Raw genomic sequence first — 20,292 nt, forward strand, 5'->3', positions numbered from 1 at the left:
CTGTATGACAGGACTTGAACGCGGCCAGCTATCGGTGATGCGGATTCATGCCGCGATCTTCGGCGGCGTGGTGCTGGCCGCGGCGACGGGCGCCAATGCGGTCCTGCTGGCCACGCTGGCGGTGCCGATGGGGACGGTGATCATCCCCGTGGCGCTGCTGCTGGCCTATCCGGTGCTGCTCGGTCCTCCGCGGCGGTTTCGCGCCTGGCGCTATGGTACGGGCGATCAGGAACTGCGCGTTCAGCACGGGGTCGTCGTCCAGGTCCAGACCGTCGTTCCCTTTGGCCGCGTCCAGCATATCGATGTCGCGCAAGGCCCGATCGAACGCAGTTTCGGCGTGGCGCGGCTGGTGCTGCATACCGCAGGAACCGCCAACAGCGAGGTCGTGCTGCCCGGGCTGTCGCGCGCGACCGCAGAAGGGCTGCGCGACGAGATCCGCGCGCATATCCGCCAGGATCCGGCGTGAACGGTGGCACTGTCACCGACCGGCATCTCCACCCGCTGTCGATCGGGCTGCGTTACCTCAAGAACCTGCCCTCGACGCTGCTCGGCCTGCCCGCGCTTGTCACATATCTGAACGACAAGGGCATCGGCTATTTCTTCGCCATGGCGGCGGTGTTCGGCGTGGGCGTGCTTGCGATCAACTGGCTTTCCTGGAGCCGTTTTCGCTACGGTCTGGGCGCGCATGAGATCGTCATCGAAAGCGGCGTGCTCAACCGCAACCGGCGGAGCATCCCCTTCGAACGCATCCAGGATGTCGATATCGAGCGCGGGGTGCTCGAGCGCCTGCTCGGGCTTGCCAAGGTGCGGATCGAAACGGGCGGGTCGGGTGGCGACGAGGGCGTGCTCGACAGTCTGAGCCTGATCGAAGCCGATCGGCTGCGCGCCGCCTTGCGCGCGGGCAAGGCGCATGAAGTGCACGGCGCAGCAGTTCAGGATGAAGCTGTCGAGGCGCCGGCGCTGTTTGCCATGCCGCTTCCCCGCGTGCTGCTTTCGGGGCTGTTCAATTTCTCGCTGCTGTATCTGGCGGGCCTGTTCGCGCTGCTCCAGACTTTCGAGCGCTTCCTGCCCTTTCGCCTTGAGGACTGGGGGAAGTGGATCGGGCTTGCGGAGGATCGGCTGGCGGGGCGTTTCACGCCGGGGATGATCGCGGCGGCGCTCCTGCTGGCGCTGATCCTCGGCGTCGTCACCGGCGTCGCGCGCACGCTGGCGCGCGACTACGGCTTCCGGCTGACCGAGGTGCCCGCCGGCGTGCGCCGGGTGCGCGGACTGTTCACGCACACCGAAATCGTCATACCGCGCCGGCGCATGCAGCTGGCGCTCGTCCGGCGCGGGCTGTTCAAGCGGATGCTCGACTTCAGCGAGCTTGCGGTCCAGACGCTCAGCGCCGAACGGGAAGGTGGCGGCAAGCAGAGCGTGGCCCCGCTGGCGCGCGACGACGAGGTCATTCCGATCCTTGGGGCATGCAATGCCATGCGCCTGCCCGCCGAGGGCGCGCTGCTCCGCGTTTCGCGCAGGCATGTCCTGAAGGCGGTGGCTGCGAGCATTGCGCTGCCGCTGGTGGCGATCGCCACGGCGAGCATCTTTTATCCGCCGATCCTCTTCGCCCTTGCCGCAATCCCCGTGCTGGTCGCGCGCGCGGTGCTCGAACGTCGCGCGCATCGCTACGCGCTGGTCGGGGACATGCTCTATGTGTGCCAGGGATGGTGGGCTCAGAAACTCTGGATCGTCCCTGTGCGCAGCGCGCAGACCGTGACGATCACGCGCTCCCCGCTTCAGCGAATCCTCGGGCTGTCGACGTTGCTGGTGGACACCGCGGGGGCATCCACGATCAGCGATCCGCGCATCGTCGACCTCGACGACGCACGCACGCGCATGCTGTTCGACGAGATCGCAGAGCAATTGCGCCGGTAAGTTACGCCTGCGGCACGAAATGCCGGGTCATGCGTTTGACGGACGGCGGCGGGGCAGGGAGCCATATGGCACGCAGCAAGACGAAGCCGGTGGTATCGGCCGGAAGCAATTGCTGGAAGATCGCGCGGGCCAACCGCGCGGCGGTGATCGTCGATGCCTGCGACTATTTTCGCATAGCGCGCGCGGCGATGCTGAGGGCGCGGCGCCGCATCCTGCTGATCGGATGGGATTTCGATCCGCGCATTCATCTGCAACGCCCCGAGGACGGCGGCGTCGAGGATGAGACGCTCGGAAGCCTGCTGCTCGATATCGCCAGGCAGCGCCCCGATATCGCGATCGACATCCTCAAATGGGATGTAGGCGCGCTCAAGATGTTCTTTCGCGGGCGCGCGATCTTCACGCTTGCACGCTGGGCGATGACGAAGCCGATCACGTTCGAGTTCGATCACGCGCACCCGGCGGGCTGCAGCCATCACCAGAAGATCGTCATCATCGACGACAGTTTTGCGGTGTGTGGCGGCATCGACATGACACGCGATCGCTGGGACACGAACGCGCACAAGGACGACGATCCACGCCGCAGACGGCCGGGAGGACAACTCTACGGCCCGTGGCATGATGTCACGATGGTGGTCGATGGCGAGGCTGCGCGCGCGCTTGGCGAGCTGGGACGCAAACGCTGGGAGCGCGCCACTGGACGCGCGATCGAGCCCGTCGAGCCCGTCGATGACATCTGGCCCGACGAGCTGGAGCCCGATTTCACCAATGTCGATGTCGCGATCGCGCGGACGCGCGCCGAACATGATGGCGCTCCCGAGGTGAAGGAGATCGAGGCGCTCTATCTCGACATGATCGCCCGCGCCGAGCGCTTCATCTATGCCGAGAACCAGTATCTGACATCGGGGAAGATCGGCGCGGCGATCGCCGCGCGCATGCGCGAGAAGAATCCGCCCGAGTTCGTCCTAGTCATGCCCTTGTCCGCCGAAGGCTGGCTGGAACAGAAGGCGATGGATGGCGCGCGTGTCCGGCTGGGTCAGGCCATCGGCCATGTCGATACGCACAATCGCTTCCGGATCTATACGCCCAGGACGCGCAAGGGCGGTGATATCTATGTCCATGCCAAGGTGATGATCGTCGATGATCGCGTTTTGCGGATCGGCTCGTCCAATCTCAACAACCGGTCACTCGGGCTCGACAGCGAGTGCGACCTCGCGATCGACACGGCGCTGGAGGCCAATGCCAAGGCCGGCGAACGCATCGCCGCGCTGAGGACGCGGCTGATGGCCGAGCATCTGGACGTGGCAGAGGCGGAGGTCGCCGCGAAATTCAATGAGACGGGATCGCTCGTCGCGACGATCGAGGCGCTGCAGCATTCGGGCAAAACCCTCGACCTGCTGACGTTCGAAGAGCCCGATGCCGTCGAGGACTTCATCGCGGAGAACGAACTGCTCGATCCCGAAAGTCCCGACGAGATGTTCGAATCCATCGCGCATCGCGGCCTGTTCAGGCGTTGGCGCGGGGTTCGCTGGCACCGACGCGGCTAGAGCCTGATTTACGCTTCAAGCCGTTTCGCGCTGAAACCGTCAGGGCCTGGAGCGTGTTGCGAACAGCCTTTATCGAAACGGGATTTCCAAGGCAGCTTGTTGCAGACCGATGCTCCCGATCCACTGTCCTCGCTGCGGCCTGGCGCAGCGAGGACAGTGCGGGCATCCAATCCTCAGGCGCCGCCGGTGGAGCCGAACTGGAGCGTGTCCATCACCTTCTCGAGATTGAAGCTGCCGGCCTTCTGCGCCGGCGGGAAGTCCTTCATCGTCGCGAGATATTCACCGATGATGTCCTGGCACGGGACCAGGATGAATGCCCGGTCGAGATACCAGTCCCAGTAGGTATTCGAGGTGATGTCGGCGAACTCGTACGGGTCGGTCCGCAGGTTGAAGAGCTTGGGGATGCGCCCGGTGACGAAGGGGCGTCCCCAGATCTCCAGCGTGCCCTCGCACTTCTGCTCCATGAACACGACCTTCCAGTTGTCCATGCGCAGCGCTGCGACTTCGCCCTCGTCGGTGAAGTAGATGAAGCCCTTGCGCGGGCTCTTCTCGCCCTTGGTGAGGTGGCCGACCATGCTGAAGCCGTCGAGGTGGGACTTGTATTTCTTGCCGTTGAGCGAGGCGCCCTTCATCAAGTCTTCCTTGATGTTGCCCGCGCCCGCCATTTCGGCAAAGGTCGGCAACCAGTCGAGGTGCGAAACGATGTCGTTCGAGATCGACCCTGCCGGAATCTTGCCCGGCCAGCGCACCATCGCGGGAACGCGATAGGCGCCTTCCCAGCTGGTGTTCTTTTCCGAGCGGAACGGCGTCGTGCCGGCATCGGGCCAGCTGTTGCAGTGCGGGCCGTTGTCGGTCGAGTACATGACGAAGGTGTTGTCGGCGATGTCCAGCTCATCGACGAGGTCGAGCAGCACGCCGATCGCCTTGTCGTGATCGATCATCACGTCATGATATTCGCTCTGCCAGCGCCCGGCCTGGCCCCTGCTTTCCGGCTTCACATGGGTCCGGAAGTGCATATGGGTCGTGTTGAACCAGACGAAGAAGGGAACGCCCGCCTTCACCTGCGCGCGGATGAAGGCGACGGCCTTGTGCGTCACCTCGTCGTCGATCGTTTCCATCCGCTTCTTCGTCAGCGGGCCGGTGTCCTCGATAGACTGACCGCCCTTGCCGTCCGACTTGCAGTGGAGCACGCCGCGCGGGCCGAAGCGCTTCTTGAAGTTGGGGAATTCCTTGGGGTCGGGATAGTCCGGGTTCTCCGGCTCCTCCTCGGCATTGAGGTGATAGAGATTGCCGAAGAACTCGTCGAAACCATGCATCGTCGGCAGCTGATCGTCGCGGTCGCCGAGATGGTTCTTGCCGAACTGGCCGGTCGCATAGCCCTGTTCCTTGAGCACGGTGGCAATGGTCGGGATCGAATCCTTCATGCCTTCTTTCGCGCCCGGCATGCCGACCTTCGTGAGACCGGTGCGAAGCCCGCCCTGGCCGGTGATGAAACTGGCGCGGCCGGCGGTGCAGCTCTGCTCCGCATAATAGTCGGTGAACAGCATGCCTTCATTGGCGACGCGATCGATGTTGGGCGTCCTGTAGCCCATCATCCCCTTGGTGAAGACGCTGAGGTTCGACTGACCGATGTCGTCTCCCCACATGATGAGAATATTGGGCTTTTTCTTTGCCATCGTATCTCTCCTCGCATTTCGACGTGGAGCGTTGATCTAGGCGGCTGGCGCGTGGACGCAGTATCGGGATTTACCCCGACATCTTTCTAAAATCTGACTGGGCGAGGCCTTCCCGGGGCAGGGCGGTTGGCGCATCCGGCGCCCCGTTGGAGCGATGGCCATGGCACACAGCCATAGACCCAACGGTACTCGTCCGCTTCGCACGGGCGGGTTCAATGGCCGCGATCCAGCCGTTTGTCGTTAGAGCATGCAGGTGCGGGCCAAACTTCATACCGGCCGATATCGAAGCGCCTCGACGAGCAGGCTGAATGCCCGGGTCGGCTGTCGCCGGCTCAGACAATAGAGGTGATAGCCGTCGAAGGGCGGACACCAGTCGTCGAGCACATATTGCAGCTCGCCCTGCCGGACGAACTGCGTGACATAATCTTCTGGCCTTCTACACCGGCTGGCCCAATGCGGTGACGGCAGTGGGCATCGCGCGCGACGTCTTCGCCGAGGGTGAAGCGCAAGGCGGCAAGCCCTCGGTGCCCGCGGACAAGGCCGTGGTCGTGACCAAGGCGGGCTCGCAACCGAGCGCGGCCGGTGCGGCCGACAATTTCACCGGCGCCGTCCGGGTCGATATGCGCTTTCAGCGGCCGCTTCCCGCACGCGTCGGCGGCGGTATCGTGACCTTCGAGCCCGGCGCGCGGACGGCCTGGCATACACACCCGCTCGGCCAGACGCTCATCGTGACCGGCGGCAAGGGGCAGGTCCGGCACTGGGGCGGCCCGGTCCAGCAGATCGGCGTCGGCGATCTCGTCTGGATTCCGCCCGGCGTGAAGCATTGGCATGGCGCCAGCGCGACGGATGGCATGGCGCATGTGGCGATCGCCGAAGCGCAGGGCGGGCAATCGGTGACGTGGATGGAGCAGGTCAGTGACGCGCAATATCGCGGGTCCGGCCGCTGATCTGCCCGATGATTTACAAGGAGAACAGATATGCAGATGCGCGAACTCGGCCATAGCGGCTTGTCGGTCTCGGCGATCGGCCTTGGTTGCATGGGGTTGAGCTATGGCTATGGCCCCGCCACCGATCGGGGCGAAGCGATCAAGCTGATCCGCGCCGCGCATGAGCGCGGGGTGACCTTTTTCGATACCGCCGAAGCCTATGGTCCCGGCATCAACGAGGAGGTCGTCGGCGAGGCGCTGGAGCCGGTGCGCGATCAAGTCGTGATCGCCACCAAGTTCGGCTTTCGCGGCGGCGACGTCGCCCGGGGGCTCGACAGCCGGCCCGAGCGCATCCGCCAGGTCGCCGACGAGGCGCTGAAGCGGCTGCGAACGGACCGCATCGACCTTTTCTACCAGCACCGCGTCGACCCCGACGTTCCGATGGAAGATGTCGCGGGCACGGTGAAAGAGCTGATCGCGGCGGGCAAGGTTCGCCATTTCGGCCTGTCCGAAGCCGGCGTGGCTTCCATCCGCCGCGCCCATGCGGCGCAGCCCGTCGCGGCGCTCCAGAGCGAATATTCGCTCTGGTGGCGCGAGCCCGAACGGGAGATATTGCCGGTGCTCGAAGAACTCGGGATCGGTTTCGTGCCCTTCAGCCCGCTCGGCAAGGGTTTCCTGACCGGCAAGATCGATGCGAACACGACCTTCGGCGACAATGACTTTCGCCATGTCGTGCCGCGCTTCTCGCCCGAGGCGCTGAAGGCCAATCAGGCGCTCGTCGCCCTGATCGGCGAGATTGCCGGGGCCAAAGGCGTCACCTCGGCGCAGATTGCGATCGCCTGGCTATTGGCGCAGCGACCCTGGATCGTGCCGATCCCGGGCACGACCAGGCTGCACCGGCTGGAGGAAAATCTCGGCGGAGCGAATGTCGGACTGACGGGCGACGATCTTGCGCGCATCGAGCAGGCGCTCGCCACGGTTGAGGTGCAGGGCGCCCGCTACCCCGCCGCACTTCAGGCGCGTGTCGGCCGCTGAGTCATCCGCGGGGCTTCCCCTGAGCGGCCGCTTCTTGCTGATTTCGGGGGGCGCATGTTCCTTCGACAACCGAGATTCCTGGGTCTGGAACATTCCAAATTCTATTTTGAAAGGCCGAAGATCAAAAAATATCCGCGCACATACGTGCGTCGCGCCTGGATATTTGATGGATATTTGACGAGTTGCGCGGCGCACGCACTAACCCATTGGAAAAGCTGGTGACCCCTACGGGAATCGAACCCGTGTTTCAGCCGTGAGAGGGCCGCGTCCTGACCGCTAGACGAAGGGGCCTGCACGCCAGCCTTGGGCGGCGCGAAGGCGGCTCATCTATGGGGTGCGTGCGTCGGCGTCAAGGGGGCAGGGGCGCGGAATCGCGCGCCTGCTGTGCGCGCGGCTTGATCAAAGGCCGGAAAGGCGCGGTTTCCTTTGCACTTCGGTAACCATTCACCGGGTAAAACGCGGCTGACTGAGGATTTACCAATGCGCCGTCCACGTATCCGCCGCAACTCCGAAGCATCCGGCAGCAATCGCAAGCTGCTCGGCTGGCTTGTGCTGTTGTCGCTGCTGTTCGGCGTGGTCGAGTTCGGCAAGCCGCTAGACCTTGCGTTGCGCAACCTGCGCGACAAGGCGCGCGCCCAATCCGTGAGCGGCAAAATCGTCGTCGTCGGGATCGATGACAAGGCGCTTTCGAATGTTGGCCCATGGCAATGGAATCGGCGCGAGCTGGCGTCGCTGACCGACAGGCTCTTCAAGCAGGGCGCTGATCGCGTATTCTTCGATCTCTATTTCCAACGCATGGAAGCCAAAGGCGACCGCCAGTTCATCGAGGTGCTCGACCGGCACCGTGGCCGCGTCTTCGTAGCAAGCGGACTGGACAATTCCTCCACGCCGGGCACGTCGAGACCCATCCTGCCGATGCCCGAAATCGATTCGAGGGCCGAGACTGTCAGCGTGATGCGCTGGATCCACTATTGGAACGGCGCGACCACCGTTTCCTATCGCAGGCAGTTCGGCGACCGCGTCGTTCGTGCGATGGAGGCGGCTATCGCCGGCGTTGATGGCGAGACCGGTGAAGAGTTTCCCATTGATTATTCCTACCGGATTTCTTCGGTGCCCTATGTCAGTGCAGCCGACGTCCTGACCGACAGCGTTCGGCCGGGTGCCCTGAAGGGCAAGAGCGTCATTGTGGGAGTCAATTCGGCGCTGCTTGAAGACGTATTCCTCGCTCCCGGGCAGGGGCGTGTCGCGGGCGTGTTCATCATCGCGGTCGGCGCCGAAACCCTTATGAAGCAGAGGCCCATCGTCCTCGGATGGCTTCCGCCCTGGCTGTTTGCCGTGGGTGTGACCGCCTGGTTCGTGCTGGGAAGGCGGCGCAAGCTGGCAATGGGGGTTGGCGCACTCGGAATTGCGACCTTGCTTGGCGCTCCACTCGCACTGGAGTACAAAAGTATCTTCGTGGACGTCGCGCCCGCGCTCTTCCTTGCGATCGTCACAATGATCATCGTGGGCTGGCAGCGCTTCGGGGCGGCCCAGCAAAGCCAGGGTGCGATCAATCCGGTTTCGGGACTGAAGACCGTGAACGCGCTGCTGCGCGAAGGACTCTCCGACCCCAATATCCTGGTCGCCGTACGCTTGAGGCGTTATGCCGATATCGTCAGCACGCTACCGCCCGACAGCGAGCGCGACCTTCTGGGGCAGGTCGTCTCGCGTCTTGCCATGGGCGCAGGGCAGGCGCAGCTACTGCATGGCGATGATGGCAATTTCTTCTGGCTGATGCCCGAGGCCGAGCTTGCCTCGGTGGTTGACCGGTTCAAGGCGTTGCAGTTGATCTTCCGCAACCCGATTCGCGTCACCGACAAGAGTTTTGACGTCGACGTTTTCTTCGGCGTGGACCGCGAAGTTCATATGCCGCTTTCGCATCGCCTGGCGAGTGCGCTCGCCGCCGCGCATGCGGTGGCAGAGGAAGGCGGTTGCTGGAAGATCCATGATCCGTCCTCAACCGGCGCACGCGAATGGGCGTTGTCGCTGCTGGGCGAACTCGATCAGGCGATCGACGCAGGCGACATCTGGGTCGCGTACCAGCCCAAGATGGAACTTGCGACCGGCGCAATCGTCGGCGCAGAGGCGCTTGTTCGCTGGACGCATACGACGCGAGGGCCGATCGACCCGGCCGAATTCGTCGAGATGGCCGAGCGGCACGGCAGGATCGATCGCTTGACGGCTTTCGTGCTCAACGAGGCAGCGCGCGCTGCGGCCGCGGCGATCGCATATCATCCGTCCTTCGCGATCTCGGTTAACATCTCGCCGCAACTGCTCGCGACGCGCGAGGTTGTCGACATGGTGCGCCGTGCGCTGCGCAAGCACAGGCTGCCGGCGTCGGCACTGGTGCTCGAGATCACCGAGACCGCAGCGATGTTGGAAGGCCAGACCGCGCTCAAACTGCTCGAGGAATTGCGTGCGATGGGCGTTGAACTCTCGATCGACGATTATGGCACGGGCATGTCGACGCTGGCCTATCTGCGTCGCATTCCCGCGAACGAGCTCAAGGTCGACAAGCGGTTCGCCGCATCATTGCTCTCCAGCCCCGAGGACCAGGCGGTGATGCGCTCGACCGTCGAGCTTGCGCACACGCTCGGCATGAAGGTCGTGGCCGAGGGCGTGGAGACTGCCGAGACGCTCCAGATGCTGCGAACCATGGGGTGCGAGATCGGACAGGGTTACCATATCGGCCGGCCGATGGAGTGGCTCAGCTTCATGGAGATACTGGAGCCCAGCTCGAAGCGGGCTGCTGATGGTTAAATTCTTGTAAACCATTTTTATTTGCCTTAATGTGCCCCTGGCCGCGCGTGCGGCTGAACCTCATTCAGGGGGCCATGATGAAGAAGATCTATCCTCGCGAGCGCCGCCAGCCGGTCGGTTCGCCGCGTCAGCAGCAGCCCGCGCGCTGGTCCTTTTGGGACTGGCTCATGGGCGGTGGCGACGACGGCATGGGCCGCGGCTAAGCCGTTCCAACATACTGAATCGACATTGAAAAGCCCCGGTTTCCGGGGCTTTTCTCTTTTTGGCCGTGTCGCTGGCCGCTCGGCGCGGCGTCCGATGCTCCCGTTCATGCCACGGGCTGAATGGCGAAGCGGAAGGCGCGAAGCCGAAGCCGAAAAGCGCCTGTGAAATCAGGGGTTGGGAGCTGGCAGTTGGCACTTTCTGGCAACGCCGGCGGGCAGGTGATTCGCGCGCGCAGGCAGTGAGTCCATGCGGCCTTGTCCGGTGACCGGACCGAGCTTCGCGCTCTTATCTCCGCGAGGCACGTCGCGCGCGCGTCAGCGCGTCAGCGCGTACCAGATGACGTAGAACCAGGAAAAGAAGCCGTGGATGATCGCCCACAGGATCGATTTGTGAAGGCTCCACGAGATCGCGATCGCCAGCGCAGAGCCGAAACTGATACCCGCCTTGACCGCGGTGTTGGCCTGTTCGCGCACGATGTTCCCCCACTAATCCAGCGAGCGATGCTTATTGCGCATTGGAGCCCCCTCCCAAAAGCGGGAGGGGGAACTGGAGGTCAAGCGGCCGCCTTGCGCCGTTCCGCAAGCTCCTGATTGAGCATCTCGGCGAGCAGGAACGCCAGTTCGAGCGACTGGCTGGCGTTGAGCCGCGGATCGCAATGCGTGTGGTAGCGATCGGCGAGGCTCTGTTCGGTCACGTCGACCGCGCCGCCCGTGCACTCGGTGACGTTCTGGCCCGTCATCTCGGCATGGATGCCGCCCGCAAAGCTGCCCTCGGCGCGGTGAACCGCGAAGAAGCCGCGGACTTCGCCAAGGATGCGGTCGAAGGGACGCGTCTTGTACCCGTTCTGCGCCTTGATGACGTTGCCGTGCATCGGATCGCAACTCCAGACGACCGGATGCCCCTCGCGCATGACGGCGCGGACGAGCCTGGGCAGGCCGGCCTCGATCTTGTCATGGCCATAACGCGTGATGAGCGTGATGCGCCCGGGCTCGCGTGCAGGGTTGAGCGTGTCGAGCAGGCGAAGAAGCGCGTCGGGCTCAAGGCTCGGGCCGCACTTCATGCCGATCGGATTGCCGATGCCGCGCAGGAACTCGACATGCGACGAGCCCTCGAAACGCGTGCGATCGCCGATCCAGAGCATGTGCGCGCTGGTATCGTACCAGTCGCCGGTCAGGCTGTCCTGCCGCGTCAGCGCCTGCTCATAGGGGAGCAGCAGCGCCTCATGGCTCGTGTAGAACTGCGTACCCGAAAGCTGGGGGACCGTATCGGGGTTGATGCCGCACGCCGCCATGAAGTCGAGCGCCTCGCCGATGCGGTCGGCGGTTTCGGCGTACTTCTTCGCCCAAGGGCTGCGGCCCATGAAGTCATGCGTCCAGCGATGGACCTGATGGAGATTGGCATAGCCGCCGCTCGCGAAGGCGCGGAGCAGGTTGAGCGTCGCGGCGGACTGGCTGTACGCCTTTACCATGCGCTGCGGATCGGGGATGCGGCCCGCTTCCTCGAAGGCGATGTCGTTGATGATGTCGCCGCGGTAGCTGGGCAGCGAGACACCGCCGATATCCTCCATGTCCGCGGAGCGGGGCTTGGCGAACTGGCCCGCCATGCGGCCGACCTTCACGGTCGGGAGCTTGGAGGCATAGGTGAGCACAACCGCCATCTGGAGGATGACGCGGAAGGTGTCGCGGATATTGTTGGGGTGGAATTCTGCGAAGCTCTCGGCGCAATCGCCGCCCTGGAGCAGAAAGGCCTTGCCCTCCGACACGCGCGCGAGATCGGCCTTGAGGTTGCGCGCCTCACCCGCAAACACCAGCGGCGGATAGGAGCCGAGCGTGGTGGTCGCCTCGGCAAGCGCCGCGGCATCCGGATAGGTCGGCAACTGCCGTGCCTCGTGGTTCGTCCAGCTATCGGGGGCCCATTTCGCGGCCATTTTCGTTCGTCCAACAGGTTGAGAGAGGGAATTTCCTTGCGTGACGCGAGGGCCAAAAGCAATGGCTAATGGCTTGGGCGTTGCATAGCTGGGGTTTTTCCCTTGCCGGGATTCGGAGGGGCGGGACTCAGGCGCCCGGAACCCCCAGCTCCTTTGCCGCGGCGAGCAGCCGGTCACGTTCGGCGGGGGCGTTACCGAAGGTCTTGAGCGCAGTGTCGAGCGCGGCCTTGGCCTGCACGCCTTCACCCAGCACCATGCGGCTGCGCATCAGGCGGATCCAGCCATCGACATCGCGCGGGTTCTGCGCCAGCCGCGCGGCGAGGCCGTCGACCATGCCGCGCACCATCGCCTCCTGCTGGCCGGGCGGAAGCTTCGTGGCCGCCGCCATCTGTTCGCGGCTGGGACCGGGGATGGCGTCGGTGGCCACCTCCGGCGTCCCGGCCGGCGCGGGCGCTGGCGTGATCGCGGCAAGCCGGGCCCTGACGTCGATCTTCTCGCGCTCGGCGACCTGTTCGATCGTGCGGCGGAGGTCGGCTTCCCATGGCGCGCCGGCGGGGGTGTCCTTCAGCAGCGCGAACCAATCATCGATCGCGCCCTTGTGATCGCCCTTCAGATCCTTGTTCACCGCGAGGAAATAGCGCGCGCGCGGATCCTGCGCGCTCTTCGCGATCGCGGTCTCAAAGGCCTTCACCGCATCGGCGGGCATTTGCTTGTCGGACCCCGCCATCACCAGCGCTTCGCCGAGCGCCGACCAGAGTTCGCCATTATTGGGGCTCAATGCGATCGCCTTGCGATAGGCGGTCGCCGCTTCGGCATAGCGTCCGGTTTCGAAGAAGGACCAGCCGAGCATCTGCCAGCCTTCGACATCGTCGGGCTTTTCCTTCAGTCGCGCTTCGAGCTGGGCGATAGCTTGCTCGGCGGTCGTCTGCTGCGTCGTGGCCGCAGGCGTCTCCGGCGCCGAATCGAGCAGCCCCGTCGAGCGGGCGATCGCGAATCCTATGGCGACAACTGCAATGATCGCCGCCAGAATCAGAGAGATACGGCCGATATTTGCACCATCGTCTTTGGAACTGCCCGCCGCGGCCATGAATATACCCCCGATTTTCGTCAAAAACTGTGACGCAGGACTCTAGCGCACCCGGCTCAGGATGATAGAGTGCCGATCGGGTTCGCGCCTGTTGGATACGCAAACGAAAATACGCGGCGCGTGTCCGCTTGAAGGGGGATGGGGCAAGCGCGTGGGCGACATTTTTCGCATCGCGATCATTGGTTCCGGGCCGGCCGGGCTGAGCGCTGCAGCGCGTGCTGCGGAGCTTGGGCTGAGTCATGTACTGCTCGAAAAGACCGATCATCTCTCCGACACAATCTACAAATACCAGAAGGGCAAGCACGTCATGGCGACGCCGAGCCAGCTTGTGCTGCGCTCGGACATGGATTTCGAGGCGGGCAAGCGCGAGAAGGTGCTCGGCACCTGGGACGAGCAGGCCGCCCGCCACAAGATCAACGTGAAGCTCCATGCCGAGATCAAGGCGATCACCGGTGCGGCGGGTGCGTTCGTACTGACGACGACCAAAGGCGAAGCGATCAATGCCGAAACGGTGATCCTCGCGATCGGAACACAGGGCAATCCCAATCTCGTCCGCTGTCCCGTGGGCGAGGGCGCGGTCGTCCAGTACCAGCTCGACGATCCGGGCGAATATATCGACGAGCATATCGTCGTGATCGGCGCGGGCGATGCGGGAATCGAGAATGCGCTCGGCCTCGCCGCCGATCCCGAGCAGCGCAACACCGTGACCATCGTCAATCGCTCCGCGGAATTCGCCACCGCCAAGGACGCGAACGTCAAGGCGCTGCTAGCCGCCGAAGCCGCGGGACGAATCACGATCCAGCGCGAAACGACGACGGCGGCGATCGACAAGGGACAGATCACCTTCGATACGCGCGACGGCGAGCAGAAGATGCGTTGCGACCGCGTGATCGCTCGCATGGGCTCGGCGCCGCCGCGCGGTTTCGTCGAGGCATGTTGCGCGCAGTTCGAAGAGCGGGATGGCAAGAAAGCGATCGCGGCGGGGACCGGCATCCAGTTTTCCAGCGCTGATCGTGTCTCCTATCCCAAGCTGTCGCCGACCTTTGAGTCGACGGTCCCCGGAATCTTCGTGATCGGCGCGCTGGCGGGCTATCCGCTCATCAAGCACTGCATGAATCAGGGCTATGACGTCGTCGAGTTCATCAACGGCAATACCGCGCTGAAGCCCGCGGACGAGCCGATCCTCGAGGCGAAGTTCGCTGCGTTGCCGGGCAAGAAGAGCGTCAACGAATGGCTCGAATTCCTGCGCTCGAATGTCGGCATATTGAACGGCGTCTCGCCACTGCAGATGCGCGAGTTCATGCTCGATTCCGACGTGCGCTTTTGCCGCGCCGGAGAAACCATCTTCGAGCGGCTGGAGACTGGTTCATCGCTGTTCGCGATCGCGAGCGGATCGGTGCTCGTGCAGGTCGACAAGGATGACCCGTCGATCACCGTTCCAATCGGCACGGGATCGATCTTCGGCGAGGTGGGGCTGATCTCGGGGCGCAGGCGCGGCGCGACGATCCGCGCGGGCGAGGACGCGATCCTCGTCGAAATCTCGCGTTCGGCCGCGCTCAAGCTCCAGAGCCAGGTGCCCGCGGCCAAGGCGGCGATCACGCGCATCTCGACCGAGCGGCAATTGCTCCAGATGCTCGGATCGGGCCTGAAATCGGACGATCTTCAGGATGTGCTCGACGGTGCCGAAATCCTGACGGTGAAGGCGGGCCAGCCGATCATCACCGAGGGCGAGGAGGGGAACGACATCTATGTCATCCGCTCGGGCTCGATGGTGGTGGAAAAGACAGTGGGCGGAAAGCCCGTCTTCCTCTCCTATCTGCCCGCGGGCTCCTATGTGGGCGAAATGGCGCTGATTGCGGGCGGCCGGCGTACGGCGACGGTGCGCGCCGCGATCAAGTCCGAGGTGATCAGGCTGCAGGGGGCCGCGTTCGCCAGATTGCTCGACGCCAATCCGCGGCTGAAGCAGAGCACGCAACAACTGATGGCGAGCCGGCAGGACGTCAACGCCTTTATCGAGGCGAAGAAGGACAGCTTCTCGGGCGTCGTCGACATGTATTCCAACGTCGCCAATTTCCTTGTCGATCAGGGCATCGGCGAGGCGACCGACGTGCTGCTGATCGACGAGAATCTGTGCGTCGGCTGCGACAATTGCGAAAAGGCGTGCGCTGACAGCCATGAAGGCCTGTCGCGGCTCGATCGTGAGGCGGGACGTACATATGCGCATCTTCACGTGCCGACATCGTGCCGGCACTGTGAGCACCCGCATTGCATGGCCGACTGTCCGCCCAACGCGATCCACCGCGGCCCCGATGGCGAGGTGTTTATCGACGAGACCTGTATCGGTTGCGGCAACTGCCAGCGGAATTGTCCGTACGGCGTGATCCGCATGGACAGTGTGCCGCCGAAGAGACCCTCGCTGCTGTCATGGCTGTTCCTGGGCCTGGGGCCGGGGCCTGGCGAACCGAGCAAGAAATGGTCCTACGCGCATTCCGAGCCTGGCGTCGAAAAGCCCAAAAAGGCGATCAAATGCGACATGTGCGCCGGGATCGAGGGCGGTCCGGCCTGTGTGCGCGCCTGCCCCACGGGCGCGGCAATTCGCGTCGCGCCGGAGGACTTCCTGACCGTCGCACGGCTCGAGCGGGAGGAGACATAATGAAGAATGTCACTCCAAAGCCCGTTTGCCCTGAGCTTGTCGAAGGGCTCTTCTTCTTTTGCACGAAGGCAAGGGAAGGGCTTCGACAGGCTCAGCCCGAACGGGTTCGGGCAGGAGTTCACCTCTAATGGCCACCCGCGCCGCAACTCCGGGCCGCGTCAAGGGCGAGGTGCTGCACGACGGCTTCCTGCGCCACCGGCATTTCAAATGGCTCAAAATCTCGGGCGCGCTCTCGCTGATCGTGATTGTCGGCTATTTCCTGATCGATGTGACCCCGCGCCATAATGGCGGAAGCTGGTATGGTTATGTGCTCGGCACGATCGGCGCGCTGCAAATCCTCTGGCTGACGCTGCTGGGCGTGCGCAAGCGTGCGATGACGCGCGGTCGCTGGTCCCTGAAGGCGTGGACCTCGGCGCATGTCTATCTTGGATTGAGCCTGATCGTCATCGCGACGCTCCACACGGGCTTCCAGTTCGGCTGGAACGTTCATACGCTCGCCTATACACTGATGATGATCGTGATCCTCTCGGGCATCTTCGGGATCATCGCCTATGCCAACATCCCGACGGCGCTCAGCAACAATCGCGAGGAGATGACGCAGCCGCAGATGATCGATTCACTGCGTTCGATCGACCGGCAGCTGCACGACGCGGCGCAGCCGCTCGATCAGAATCTCGCGGCGCTGGTGCAATCCTCGCTTGAGCAGGATCCGTTCGGCTGCGGGCTGATCGAGCGGCTTTCCGGCCGTTATTCGGATTGCGCCACGCGCGCAGCGCAGGCCGCGATCCGACGCGAGACCGCCTACAAGCCCAATATGGGCGAGGACCCGCTCGAGAAGGTCGATGCGCTGCTCGTTCGCAAGGAGGCCATCCTCGCGCGTGTGCGCCGGCATTTGCGGCTCAAGGCGCTGCTGGAGGTGTGGCTCTACGTCCATGTGCCGATGACCTTCGCGCTGATCGCGGCGCTCTCAGCGCACATCATCTCCGTATTCTTCTACTGGTGACGCGCGCATGAGTTTTCTCGTCAGGCAGATTTCGCGCACCGCCGACGGCCGGGAGATCATCCGGCCGCAGGAGATCGACCGCACGATGCTCAGCATCGGGCGGCTGGCCGAGAACGATATCCATCTGCAGGACCTCGCGGTTGCGCCGCGCCATGCCGGGGTCGAGCGGCTGGACCAGAGACGCATAGTCGTCAAGTCAGCCTGCGGGCTCGACTTCGATGTCGATGGCCGACCGGTCAAAGAGGTCGAGATCGACAGCGCCAAGGGCGCCGAGCTGCGCTTTGGCGGGCACCGGCTGACCGTCGGCCATGAAAGCGCCAACGTCACCATTGCCGTGGAGCGCGTCGAGGCGCTGTCCGACGCGTCTGAATATAAGGACGAGGCCAGGGTTTTTTCGCTGCGCGGACTGCTGCCGGGCAAGCGGATCAGCGCCTGGGGCTTCGTCGCGCTCATCCTGCTCTGCTTCCTCGCCTTTCCGATCTGGAGCTGGGCGACCTATAGCGAAGTGAAGACACGCCCCGTTGGCTTCCATGCCGACCAGAGCTGGTCGAGTGGCAGCCTGTCGCTCGCGCACAAGAGCCTCGAGAACAATTGTCAGGCGTGTCACGTAAAGCCGTTCGAGGCGGTGCGCGATACATCATGCACATCCTGCCATACGCAGGTGCACGACCATGCCGATCCCAGGCGGCTTGCGGAGGCCAAGGCGCCGCCGGGGCTGGGCGGGCGCGTCCAGATGATGTTCGCGGGCGCGTTCAATCTGCCGCAGGGCCGCTGCGTCGAATGCCATACCGAGCATGAGGGCGCGGGCAGGATGCAGCCGACCGCGCAGCAATTCTGTTCCGATTGCCATGCCGACCTGAAGACGCGGCTGACCGACACCAGGCTGCTCGACGCGGGCGATTTCGGGACCGCGCACCCCGAGTTCCGCCCAGCGGTGATCGTGCGGCCGGGCGGGGCGCATCCGGCCACGCAGCGCATCTCGTTCGACAGGAAGCCGACCGAGGATAACGGCCTGAAATTCCCGCACGAACTGCATTTGTCGAAAACGGGCGGCGTGGCGCGGATGGCGCAGACGCTGTCGGGCGATAAAGGCTATGGCAACGCATTGGCGTGCAAGGATTGCCACCGTGCAGACAGCAGCGGCACGCGGTTCCAGCCCGTTGACATGGAGCAGGACTGCGCCTCGTGTCACAGCCTTGCCTTTGACGAGATCGGCGGCACAGTCCGTACGCTTCGGCACGGCGACCCGGCACAGGTGATGGCCGATATCCGCGCATTCTATCGCGGCACCGGGCCAGTGCGTCCCGCCAATCTCGGCGGCATGGCGCGCCGGCGCCCGGGGCTCTACGCCGAGGGGCAGGTGTACAACGCTTATTTCGGTGCGGTCGGTTCGCGGCCGGGTCAAGCGGAGTCCGCAATCCGTGCGATCTTCTCGCCGGGTGGCGCGTGCTTCGACTGCCATCGCATAGACCCGCCGGGGGCGGGCGGCACATGGCGCGTCCAGCCGGTCAGTCAGAATGCGCGCTATTTCCGTAAGGGCTGGTTCGATCATGACGCGCACAAGACCGAGGACTGCGAAAGCTGCCACGCCGCGCCGACATCGAAAGCGGCGACCGACCTGCTGATCCCCGATCTCGCGTCATGCCGGACCTGCCATGTGGGCGAGGGCGGCGCATCGCTCAAGACCGTCGCCAAGCCGGTGCCATCGGGCTGTGCGCTGTGTCACAGCTACCATATGGACGACGGCGCACCATGGTCGACGCGGCAGCGAGTCGCGGATAACAAGGGTGGCACCAATGCCGCGAAATCAACGGGCGCGCGCTAAGAGCCTTTCCCGGCAATGCGGAATCGCCTTGCCGGACAGGAAAGGCTCTCGATTCAAATATCTGGAGCACTTCCTGACCGAAAAAACCAGGTCCCACTTTTTCGGGAAGTGCTCTAGTGACGGCAGGGTGAGGGGAGGCCTATGCTGATCGGGCAGATCACCGACATCCATCTGGGGTTCGATCCCGACAATCCGGCCGAGTTCAATCGCAAGCGGCTGGACGTGGTGTTGCGTCATCTGTGCGAACCGCACAATCGCCCCGATCTGCTGCTCGCGACGGGTGATCTCGTCGACCGTGGCGATGCGGAAAGCTATCGCAGGCTGCGCAATGCACTCAGTGCGTGCCCCTTTCCGGTGTGGCCGTGCCTCGGCAATCATGACATGCGCGCGAACTTCATCGCGCAGTTCCCCGAGATCCCCGTGGTTGACGGCTTCGTGCAATATGAGGTCGACACCGGGCCGCTACGCTTCCTGATCCTCGACACGCTGGAGGAGGGACGCCACGGCGGTAGTTTCTGCGAGACGCGCGCGGCCTGGCTGGCAGCGCGGCTGACCGAAAAGACCGAGAAGTCCACGGTTATCGTGATGCATCATCCGCCCGTCGAGGTCGGCATCGAATGGATGAATACGCATCCCGAGGAAGCCTGGGTGACGCGTTTCGCGGAGACCATTGCGGGCAAGCCGCAGGTCAAGGGACTGATTTGCGGTCATCTTCACCGCCCGATTGTTGCGGCGTGGAATGGCACGACCGTGATGATCTGTCCGTCGACCGCGCCGCAGGTCGCGCTCGACCTCGCGCCGATCGACCCCGACAAGCCCGACAATCGCCCGATGATCGTCGCCGATCCGCCGGCCTATGCGCTCCATCGCTGGAACGGGCGCGAACTGGTGAGCCATTTCGACACCGCCGACGAACATGTGATGCTCGCAAAATACGATGCCTCGATGCAGCCGCTTGTGCGCGCGCTGATGGCTGAACGCCCCAACTGAAAAGGAGCGCAGGTCGGCGGGCGGTAGGCCGGCAGGACCGCTATGCGCCGCCCTGCCGTACAGCGATTAATCCATTTCATTTTCGACCGCGTTGCTCGCGGACTGCAGATCGTCGCCCGCGCCCGAAACGGTGTTGCACGCGGCGATCGTAAGGGCGCCCAGCAGGGCGAGCGCCAAGGTAAGCTTCTTCATTGGGACCTCCTTCATGTCGTTGCAGGGAGTCAACGAAGGTCGGATGACATGTTTCCGTGGGCCCGATCAGACTTTCGCGATGATCATGACGCCGGCCGCAAGGTGCAGGGCGTCATGTGGCGTCGACCGGATCGGAACGAATCTGCATAATAATCTGTATTAAAAAGAAAAATACAGAGCGTCCGCGCTATTAGCAATTCGAGCTGCGGGTGGGCAGGCAGGGGGTCATTTGAGACCTTTCGATGATCTGCCGATCCGAGGCGCGCCGCTCGTCCCATTGCGAGCGCGTGAGGCAATATTTTTTCTTGACAAGGCGGCTGCCGAGGACGGGCTCGGAACGGCAGATCAACTCGCCAGGATCGTCCTTGGATTTGGTCTCGGTTTCGGCAACCCCTGCCGACGGCAAAAGGCCAGCCAGTGCGATCATAACGACCAGATGACAGCCACGTCTCATCACCATCCCCACGATGCGATGTCCGTTGGCACTCTGCGCCGACGGCGAGCGCAGGCAAGCGTT

At 64.0% G+C, this 20,292-nt stretch carries 17 protein-coding genes and 1 tRNA gene; 11 read left to right on the forward strand and 7 right to left on the reverse strand.

Annotated elements, in window-relative coordinates:
* Window positions 1-4: 4 nt before the first annotated feature.
* The 3 genes from MKI88_RS00400 to MKI88_RS00410 all read left to right on the forward strand — a co-directional run bounded on the left by MKI88_RS00400 (window position 5) and on the right by MKI88_RS00410 (window position 3,458).
* A complete protein-coding gene (locus tag MKI88_RS00400) occupies window positions 5-466 on the forward strand; it encodes a PH domain-containing protein (protein ID WP_241628254.1) in 462 nt (153 codons plus the stop codon).
* Window positions 463-1,914, forward strand: a complete 1,452-nt coding sequence (locus MKI88_RS00405; protein ID WP_241628256.1) for a PH domain-containing protein — start codon at window positions 463-465, stop codon at window positions 1,912-1,914. Before MKI88_RS00400 ends, MKI88_RS00405 begins: the two co-directional genes overlap by 4 nt.
* A 65-nt stretch (window positions 1,915-1,979) precedes the next feature.
* Window positions 1,980-3,458 carry a phospholipase D-like domain-containing protein gene (locus MKI88_RS00410; protein WP_241628259.1) on the forward strand — a complete coding sequence of 493 codons (1,479 nt, stop codon included), beginning with the start codon at window positions 1,980-1,982 and terminating at the stop codon, window positions 3,456-3,458.
* Window positions 3,459-3,631: 173 nt separating this feature from the next.
* On the opposite strand, the gene MKI88_RS00415 is transcribed toward MKI88_RS00410, so the two are convergent.
* Window positions 3,632-5,134: an arylsulfatase gene (locus MKI88_RS00415; RefSeq protein ID WP_241628269.1), complete on the reverse strand. Its 1,503-nt coding sequence runs from the start codon at window positions 5,132-5,134 to the stop codon at window positions 3,632-3,634.
* 458 nt (window positions 5,135-5,592) lie between these two features.
* Between MKI88_RS00415 and MKI88_RS00420 the strand changes: the two genes are divergently transcribed.
* Together MKI88_RS00420 and MKI88_RS00425 are read left to right on the forward strand one after the other, a co-directional pair.
* Window positions 5,593-6,081, forward strand: coding sequence for a cupin domain-containing protein (locus MKI88_RS00420; protein ID WP_241628272.1), 489 nt, complete (start codon window positions 5,593-5,595; stop codon window positions 6,079-6,081).
* A 30-nt stretch (window positions 6,082-6,111) separates the two neighbouring features.
* Window positions 6,112-7,095 (forward strand): aldo/keto reductase, encoded by a 984-nt coding sequence (locus MKI88_RS00425; protein ID WP_241628274.1) that lies wholly within the window; start codon window positions 6,112-6,114, stop codon window positions 7,093-7,095.
* Between the two features lie 216 nt (window positions 7,096-7,311).
* Here MKI88_RS00425 and MKI88_RS00430 read toward each other — a convergent pair.
* A tRNA-Glu gene (locus MKI88_RS00430) sits at window positions 7,312-7,386 on the reverse strand.
* A 189-nt stretch (window positions 7,387-7,575) separates the two neighbouring features.
* Here MKI88_RS00430 and MKI88_RS00435 point away from each other — a divergent pair.
* Window positions 7,576-9,894, forward strand: a complete 2,319-nt coding sequence (locus MKI88_RS00435; RefSeq protein WP_241628283.1) for an EAL domain-containing protein — start codon at window positions 7,576-7,578, stop codon at window positions 9,892-9,894.
* 74 nt (window positions 9,895-9,968) lie between these two features.
* A complete protein-coding gene (locus MKI88_RS21360; RefSeq protein ID WP_281063689.1) occupies window positions 9,969-10,097 on the forward strand; it encodes a hypothetical protein in 129 nt (42 codons plus the stop codon).
* 315 nt (window positions 10,098-10,412) lie between these two features.
* Here the strand turns inward: MKI88_RS21360 and MKI88_RS00440 are convergent, their stop codons facing one another.
* The 3 genes from MKI88_RS00440 to MKI88_RS00450 all read right to left on the reverse strand — a co-directional run bounded on the left by MKI88_RS00440 (window position 10,413) and on the right by MKI88_RS00450 (window position 13,112).
* The gene (locus MKI88_RS00440) at window positions 10,413-10,571 is read right to left on the reverse strand and encodes a hypothetical protein (RefSeq protein WP_241628286.1); all 159 of its coding nucleotides are present in this window, start codon (window positions 10,569-10,571) and stop codon (window positions 10,413-10,415) included.
* Window positions 10,572-10,651: 80 nt separating this feature from the next.
* The gene (locus MKI88_RS00445) at window positions 10,652-12,025 is read right to left on the reverse strand and encodes a class II 3-deoxy-7-phosphoheptulonate synthase (protein WP_241628288.1); all 1,374 of its coding nucleotides are present in this window, start codon (window positions 12,023-12,025) and stop codon (window positions 10,652-10,654) included.
* A gap of 127 nt (window positions 12,026-12,152) precedes the next feature.
* Window positions 12,153-13,112: a tetratricopeptide repeat protein gene (locus MKI88_RS00450; RefSeq protein ID WP_241628290.1), complete on the reverse strand. Its 960-nt coding sequence runs from the start codon at window positions 13,110-13,112 to the stop codon at window positions 12,153-12,155.
* Window positions 13,113-13,263: 151 nt separating this feature from the next.
* On the opposite strand from MKI88_RS00450, the gene MKI88_RS00455 reads away from it, so the two are divergent.
* From MKI88_RS00455 to MKI88_RS00470, 4 genes are all read left to right on the forward strand, one after another.
* The gene (locus tag MKI88_RS00455) at window positions 13,264-15,765 is read left to right on the forward strand and encodes a cyclic nucleotide-binding domain-containing protein (RefSeq protein WP_241628292.1); all 2,502 of its coding nucleotides are present in this window, start codon (window positions 13,264-13,266) and stop codon (window positions 15,763-15,765) included.
* Between the two features lie 127 nt (window positions 15,766-15,892).
* Complete coding sequence (locus MKI88_RS00460) at window positions 15,893-16,768, forward strand: hypothetical protein (RefSeq protein WP_241628294.1); 876 nt, start codon at window positions 15,893-15,895, stop codon at window positions 16,766-16,768.
* A gap of 7 nt (window positions 16,769-16,775) precedes the next feature.
* Complete coding sequence (locus MKI88_RS00465; RefSeq protein WP_241628296.1) at window positions 16,776-18,593, forward strand: cytochrome c3 family protein; 1,818 nt, start codon at window positions 16,776-16,778, stop codon at window positions 18,591-18,593.
* A 141-nt stretch (window positions 18,594-18,734) separates the two neighbouring features.
* Entirely contained in the window at window positions 18,735-19,583 is an 849-nt protein-coding gene (locus MKI88_RS00470; protein WP_241628298.1) for a phosphodiesterase, read from the forward strand.
* Between the two features lie 66 nt (window positions 19,584-19,649).
* On the opposite strand, the gene MKI88_RS00475 is transcribed toward MKI88_RS00470, so the two are convergent.
* Complete coding sequence (locus MKI88_RS00475; RefSeq protein ID WP_241628300.1) at window positions 19,650-19,775, reverse strand: entericidin EcnA/B family protein; 126 nt, start codon at window positions 19,773-19,775, stop codon at window positions 19,650-19,652.
* A 190-nt stretch (window positions 19,776-19,965) separates the two neighbouring features.
* Window positions 19,966-20,241: a hypothetical protein gene (locus tag MKI88_RS00480; protein WP_241628302.1), complete on the reverse strand. Its 276-nt coding sequence runs from the start codon at window positions 20,239-20,241 to the stop codon at window positions 19,966-19,968.
* Between the last annotated feature and the right edge of the window lie 51 nt (window positions 20,242-20,292).

The sequence above is a fragment of the Sphingomonas sp. LaA6.9 genome, assembly GCF_022601895.1.
Classification (GTDB): domain Bacteria; phylum Pseudomonadota; class Alphaproteobacteria; order Sphingomonadales; family Sphingomonadaceae; genus Sphingobium_A.

What these genes read in the sequence shown, in the direction of transcription:
- MKI88_RS00470 (WP_241628298.1), top strand. Translation starts at nt 18,735, where the DNA reads ATGCTGATCGGGCAGATCACCGACATCCATCTGGGGTTCGATCCCGAC.
- MKI88_RS00410 (WP_241628259.1), top strand. Translation starts at nt 1,980, where the DNA reads ATGGCACGCAGCAAGACGAAGCCGGTGGTATCGGCCGGAAGCAATTGC.
- MKI88_RS21360 (WP_281063689.1), top strand. Translation starts at nt 9,969, where the DNA reads ATGATGAAGAAGATCTATCCTCGCGAGCGCCGCCAGCCGGTCGGTTCG.
- MKI88_RS00445 (WP_241628288.1), bottom strand. Translation starts at nt 12,025, where the DNA reads ATGGCCGCGAAATGGGCCCCCGATAGCTGGACGAACCACGAGGCACGG.
- MKI88_RS00415 (WP_241628269.1), bottom strand. Translation starts at nt 5,134, where the DNA reads ATGGCAAAGAAAAAGCCCAATATTCTCATCATGTGGGGAGACGACATC.
- MKI88_RS00435 (WP_241628283.1), top strand. Translation starts at nt 7,576, where the DNA reads ATGCGCCGTCCACGTATCCGCCGCAACTCCGAAGCATCCGGCAGCAAT.
- MKI88_RS00425 (WP_241628274.1), top strand. Translation starts at nt 6,112, where the DNA reads ATGCAGATGCGCGAACTCGGCCATAGCGGCTTGTCGGTCTCGGCGATC.
- MKI88_RS00475 (WP_241628300.1), bottom strand. Translation starts at nt 19,775, where the DNA reads ATGAAGAAGCTTACCTTGGCGCTCGCCCTGCTGGGCGCCCTTACGATC.
- MKI88_RS00450 (WP_241628290.1), bottom strand. Translation starts at nt 13,112, where the DNA reads ATGGCCGCGGCGGGCAGTTCCAAAGACGATGGTGCAAATATCGGCCGT.
- MKI88_RS00465 (WP_241628296.1), top strand. Translation starts at nt 16,776, where the DNA reads ATGAGTTTTCTCGTCAGGCAGATTTCGCGCACCGCCGACGGCCGGGAG.
- MKI88_RS00460 (WP_241628294.1), top strand. Translation starts at nt 15,893, where the DNA reads ATGGCCACCCGCGCCGCAACTCCGGGCCGCGTCAAGGGCGAGGTGCTG.
- MKI88_RS00400 (WP_241628254.1), top strand. Translation starts at nt 5, where the DNA reads ATGACAGGACTTGAACGCGGCCAGCTATCGGTGATGCGGATTCATGCC.